Consider the following 6,140-nt stretch of genomic DNA (forward strand, 5'->3'; position numbering starts at 1 on the left):
AAAGTTTATAACTTACCGTTAGTAACACTATTCTTGGTAAAATATAAGTCGTTGTATTTGAAATTAAAAAGTCGGAGAAAGTGTTGTTTATTTTAATTCCGTTATTTAAATAATTCTGAGCCGAAATTTCAAATCGAAAAGGGTTGTTTTTTCTTTGATAACTTAAATAAGCGTTGGCAATACGATAATTATTTTTTTGATTTTGACTGTTTTGATTAAAGGTTACTTCGTAATCGGTTTTAAAATTGAAGTTTTTTAAAAAATCAACATCCAAATCAAAAGAAATTCTGTCATTTGTAAAACTAGATTGTGTTATGCCTTTAAACTGGCTAAAATCTTTGTTATACCCAAAACTTATAGGTGGCCATTTTTTAGTTGCTGTGCGTAGTTTTACACCAAAAGATTGATTGTTTCTATTATTCTCAGTTGTTATGTTGTTTAACGTTTGGATATAATTAAAACCGCTTAAATTTGTTGTAAACTGCAATCGGAAACGATAAATTTTCTTCGTAACGTTAGCGTTTATGCGCCAGTTGGTTTCTGGATTATCAGTTAAAATAGGCGTATTAAACTGATTAATACCTTCGATTTCTACTACATTTCTAATAGTCTTTACTTTTTTATTAAAACTAGCGTTTGCAAACAACATTAAACCACGATACATACTGGTTTTTGTATAACGCAAACTTGCCGAATGAAAGCGTTCATTTTTAAGCAACGTATTTCCTTTATAAACCGAATTGTAATTTTGCAATGTATAGCGTTCAAGTAGTTTTGTAGCGTCAGGAAAATCGTTGCTTAACGTGTAATTAAACTTTACGTTTTCGGAACTATTAAACTCGTATTCACTGGTAAATTGTGGTTCTAAATACGTTCGGTTTAGCGTATAATTATCTGCTATTTGTTTCGTTTTTAGATGATAAAAATGCGGGTAAATTGCGGGTTTATTTATCCATTTCCCTATTTTAAACTTATATTCTAATCCTACATAAAAATCATTTAAAAGATAATTTAAATCGTTGCCAAAATTACCATTTGCGAAATCGTTAATGGTGCCATCGGTTACAAATTGTTTTTCGGAAATAGTAAGGTTTGTTGTACCAAAATTATTTCCTACGTTGGTATATAAGTGATTAAAATTATTGAGAATCCAATAGTGTTTAAACAACGCATCTATACTATTGTTTTTTACATTTTTAAGCTGTTGAATTTTGTACTCGGTATCGGTTTGAAGCGGAATTAATCCTGCTAGAAATTCGGTATCGGTAAACCAATGATTATTTGGTTTTTGATTTTCGTATTGATGATTAACTACTAACGTAGTCGTATGATTTTTATTTTGGTATTGTTTGTGCCATTCGATATATTGCTTTATTTCAGAATTATCGGCTTTGTTTCTGTTTTGAAAGTTGTTTTGACTACCATCGTCACGAATCGAAATTAAGTTGCCTAAAACATCGTTGTTGTTTGCTTGAAATTGGGCGTTATAAAACCATTTTGATTGTTTGCTGGGCGAATAGTTCAATTTTATGTTTCCGATGCCTAAAAGCGTTTTATTTTCGGTTGTATTGGTTTTGTTTTCAAAAGTAAACGCTGCGTTTTGCAAATATTCGTTTTCGGTTGTGCTTAGCGATGCGGTAAATTGTTTTGAAAAAATACCAAATCCTTCAATATCTAATTTTGGGTTTATTTCTTGGCGAAAATTTAACGCTGTAAATTGCGATTTGTTTTCGACCACATCGGTATTATCTGTAGAAAAAGAAAATAAATTGCTCAACGATTTTCTACCACCAAGAAAACTACTTACACCACCTTGAAAACGCAATAAATCTTGAAACGAAAAGGTGCTTTTGCCAATCGTGTTCATATCGGCAATAACACTTATATTGGTTTTTGGTGCGTAGTAAAACAACCCTGTGTGTGCTAAATAAAATTCGTTATCGTTTGCTACTTCTGCACCAACTTCTACATCGCCAAATATAAACTTCTTTTTGTCTTCTTTAAGTTTAATATTCATTGCCAAGTCTTCGCTATCGGACACTTGTTTAAGAAAACCGACTTCGTTAAAATTATCGATAACTTCTACTTTATCGACCGCATCGGCAGGGATATTTTCTACACCCAGCTTTGTACCGCCACCAAAAAACGATCTGTCTTCAACGAGAAATTTGGTAACCTTTTTACCTTGTACAGTAACTCCTCCGTTTTTATCGACCTCAACACCAGGTAATTTTTCGAGTTGTTCTTTTAATTTACGTTCGTTGCCTGTAGTAAAAGCTTTTACATCGTATATAAGCGTGTCTTTTTTTATCACAACGGGTTTGTATTCGTATTCTATAACAATTTCGTTAAGTTGTGTATTGTTTTCTTTTAGTTTAAAAAAGTGTTCTTTTAAAGTAAAATTTGCTGGTAGATTAAGCGTTTGTTCTACAAATCCTAAATAGGATACTTTTACCTCGTAAGGCGTGTCTTTTTCGAGTTCTAATTTGTAGCGCCCCAGATAATCGGCAATAGAAAATTTTAGTTCTGCATTTTCTACTAAAGGCTTGGCTATAACGTTGGCATTTGGCAAAGGATTTCCCAAACTATCCGTAACCGTGCCTTTTAGGGTTTGAGACAAAGTGAATTGAACAAAAAAAAGGAAAAGTACTACTAGATATTTCAACTGGAATTTATTATAAATTAAAACCACACGATTTTATCGTGCGGTAGTTAGAGGAATTCTTTTATATAAAAATTAATTCTTTATCTTTTTTTGAGTTCTATTTTTTAAGTTCTTCTCTATAATCATTTATCTTTTTTTCAAATTCTTCTTCTTCTAAAAACTTATTTGTGTCAATTTTAGGAAATTTAATTTCCGATTTATAATTAAATTCAATTTTTTTAACACCATATATGCAATCTTTTGTTTGTGCTTCTAATATTAAACCTGGTAATTTACTAAAACCCAAAGGACCATAAGGTAAATTTATTTCTGGACTAAACCATGCAATAATTGTATTTACAAACGTTCCTTTACTGTTTACTGTTTCTTTTTTTAGAATTGCCTTGTAACATAACAAGTCGTTTATTATTTTGCTTTCATTTGTTATATTCCAATCGTGTTTTATTTCTTTTTTTAAAATAAGATTTCTTTCTAAATAGTTTGCAAAATTTAAATTATAAATACTATCGTTTTTAGTAATAATCTCACCGTTATAACCAGATCTAAGTTTTGCTATTCCAGTTTCTGTAGAATTATCTTCTTTAAATTTATCTTCAATTTCAAAAAGGCTTATAGTGTCATTAGCATATAAATTAAATGTTATACCCTCTACTATATCATACAAATTTGGACACACTTCTAAAGACATTTTTTCTAAATTACTTTCTTTTGGTATCGCTTTTACACCATATTCTATAAATGTTGTTCCTGTTTGAGAGAAGCAAAATCCTGACAATAAAAATACTATAATTAATTTCATACCTTTAATATTACCCCCTTTTCAGGGGGTATAATTACACTTTGTTATTGAGACTTTAAACAATTGTTATAAACTAAATCTGCGTAAGCTCCTGCGGTTGCAGAATCTGCTCCTTCAAAAATTGCAAGATCAAATGCCATGCTGTGTAAAGTACAACATACATTGTTTTCTTTTAAAACAACTTTTTTTGTTTCTCTATCTTCACTTTTTTTCTCTTTTACCTCATTATTTGCCATACCAGCAAATGAGAAAGCTACTAGTGCTACGGCACTAAATACTACTTTTTTCATAATTAAACGGTTTTTAAAATTAATAATTTGTTTTTAATTGGTTAACCGTTGTAAAGTAAAGTAAAGTAAAGTAAGCGGTAAAAAGCAAGTAATTTTTGTTAAAAATTTGTTAAAAAAAACTGCAAGGCGTTGATTTGTAAGAAATTGTGATTTACTCGAATTTGCTTTTTATTTTTTCTTTATATTCGTTTTCAGAAATTGTTTTTCCTTTTGGCTTTTCTATTGTTATATCCTTATCCTTATCTATCGTTATAGATTTTGCAACTAATTTACAACCTAATTTTTCAAGTTCAAGTATTAATCCTGGTAAACCATTATATTCTAGTGGGCCATAAGCATAGGGTAGTTCTGGTGTAAACCAAGCTATAATTTCGCGTTCTACTTCTTTGCCTATGCGGTTTATTATCTTTTCTTTATAAATAGCTTTGTAACAAGTATAATTGTCTATTTTTTTCGTTTCTTTTGTTATTTGTGGTGCTAAACCATTTTCTTTTTTTATAACAAAACCTTCTTTTTCATAGTAAAAAGTGTTTTCTGCTTTTGAATAGTAGTATGGATTCATATAACCAATCCTTAATACATTTGTCTTTATTAAAAGTTTTTCTTTTGTGTTTTGTCCATTTAAATCATTTTCAATTAACTTAAAATAACTTGCTGCGTTATCGGCTTTTAATAAAAATTCTATGTTAAGATTATCTAATTCTTGAATTAGTGCGTTTACGTGTTCGTTTGTCGAAGTTTGCGTTATTTCTTTAGGAATAAAGTTATATACAACTTCAATGCTTTGTGAGTACAAACATTGAAAAAATAAAAATAAAAAGATAGAGAAATGTTTCATTTTATTTAATTTAAAATAGAAGAAAGATTTTCTTTCTTCTATTTTTTAGTGTAAAATTTTAATCTGTTAAACCATTTGTCATTAAATAACAATACGCCTCCATTAACAATATATGCTCTTGCGAATCTTCTTGTGACCATGTAATATCTGGGTCTAGCATTTCTAAAGAAGCTATTGCAAAAGCTGTGCAATCTACACCTTTTTTTGCTATATTATTTTTACTTATTTCAACCTCCTTTACCTCATTGTTGCCATACCAGCAAATGAGAAAGCTACTAGTGCTACGGCACTAAATACTACTTTCATAATTAAACGGTTTTTAAAATTAATAATTTGTTTTTTTAGACGGTTAACCGTTGTAAAAGTAAGTAAAGTAAAGTAAGCGGTAAAAAGCAAGTAATTTTTGTTAAAAATTTGTTAAAAAAAACTGCAACGTTGATTTGTAAGAAATTGTGATTTATTCGAAAAAAACTACTCTTTAACAACGGGTTTATTTTCTTTTTTCCAAGCTAAAATACCGCCGTCTAAATCGGTTACTTGTGTAAAACCTAATTCTTTTAATTGCTGTGCAGCTTTTGCGCTTCGGTGTCCGCTTCTGCAATATACTAAAACTGGTTTTTGCTTGTCTAATTGGCTTGCTTTTTCGGTAAAACTATCCGAATTAACATCGATATTTAAAGCGTTTTTTAAATGCGATTCGTTGTATTCTTGTGCGGTTCTAACATCTAGTAGCTGCACGTTGTTTTCTTTTTGTAAGGCTTCAAAAGTAGCTACATCTGCTACTGCTACTTGCGAATGGTTTTTAAGGCACGAAAAAAGAAAAAAACTGGTAACAAAGAGAACTAAAAAAGGATATTTTTTCATAGTTTATTTTTATAGTTTAAACAATTATTTAGTAAAAATAACATTTTTCTTGTATCTTAAAAAAAGTGAATAAAAAAATCCCGTACTGTTTTTAAACCAATACGGGATTTGTTTGTAAGAAAATTCTTATTGTTTATCTTCTTCTGTTGCTGCTTTCTCGGTATCGTCAGTTTTTGTTGCAGTTTTTTCTTCTGTTTTTCCTTGCGATTTTTTAAAATCGTCGTTCAACATTTTTAAAATATCTTCGGTAATATCGTAGCTATCTTTGGCATACAAAACAGTAGCGGCATCGCCTGTACCGTAAATATAATCGTATCCTTGCTTTTTACCGTATTCTTTAATATAATCTTTTACCGAGTTAATTAAATCGGTACGAATACTGTCGCTTTCAACTTGTATTTGGCGTAGTAGTGCATCTTGCTCCATAGCTAATTGTTGTTCGCGTTGTTGTAATTCGGCTCCTTTTTGTTGCGCCCAAGCCATACCTTTTGCTTGTGCATTACGCTGAAAATTTGCCGCTTCGTTTTGAAAAGCTTTTAATTTTGCTTCTAACGGGCGACCCATTTCTTGTGATTTTACTTTAAATTTATCGTCTTCATCTTTAAACTTTTCATATTTCTCCATTAAAACACTTGTATCAATATAAGCTGTTTTAAATTCTGATTTTGTTTCTTCTGTTTTATT

At 30.1% G+C, this 6,140-nt stretch carries 6 protein-coding genes; all 6 read right to left on the minus strand.

All coding sequences use genetic code 11. The annotated features are described in order from the left end of the window. On the minus strand, positions 1-2,620 hold a 2,620-nt coding region (locus tag R2808_RS11315; RefSeq protein ID WP_371271117.1), incomplete at its 3' end, for a carboxypeptidase-like regulatory domain-containing protein. Between the two features lie 142 nt (positions 2,621-2,762). Further along, positions 2,763-3,464: a GLPGLI family protein gene (locus R2808_RS11320; protein ID WP_371271118.1), complete on the minus strand. Its 702-nt coding sequence runs from the start codon at positions 3,462-3,464 to the stop codon at positions 2,763-2,765. Positions 3,465-3,508: 44 nt separating this feature from the next. Beyond that, positions 3,509-3,754, minus strand: coding sequence for a hypothetical protein (locus tag R2808_RS11325; protein WP_371271119.1), 246 nt, complete (start codon positions 3,752-3,754; stop codon positions 3,509-3,511). Between the two features lie 151 nt (positions 3,755-3,905). Next, positions 3,906-4,592 carry a GLPGLI family protein gene (locus R2808_RS11330; RefSeq protein ID WP_371271120.1) on the minus strand — a complete coding sequence of 229 codons (687 nt, stop codon included), beginning with the start codon at positions 4,590-4,592 and terminating at the stop codon, positions 3,906-3,908. A gap of 471 nt (positions 4,593-5,063) precedes the next feature. Continuing rightward, positions 5,064-5,456: a rhodanese-like domain-containing protein gene (locus R2808_RS11335; protein ID WP_371271121.1), complete on the minus strand. Its 393-nt coding sequence runs from the start codon at positions 5,454-5,456 to the stop codon at positions 5,064-5,066. 126 nt (positions 5,457-5,582) lie between these two features. Further along, positions 5,583-6,140: OmpH family outer membrane protein (locus R2808_RS11340; RefSeq protein WP_371271122.1), on the minus strand; the 558-nt coding region annotated here is incomplete at its 5' end.

Origin of the sequence: Flavobacterium sp. (assembly GCF_041392005.1) — a bacterium.
Classification (GTDB): Bacteria; Bacteroidota; Bacteroidia; order Flavobacteriales; family Flavobacteriaceae; genus Flavobacterium.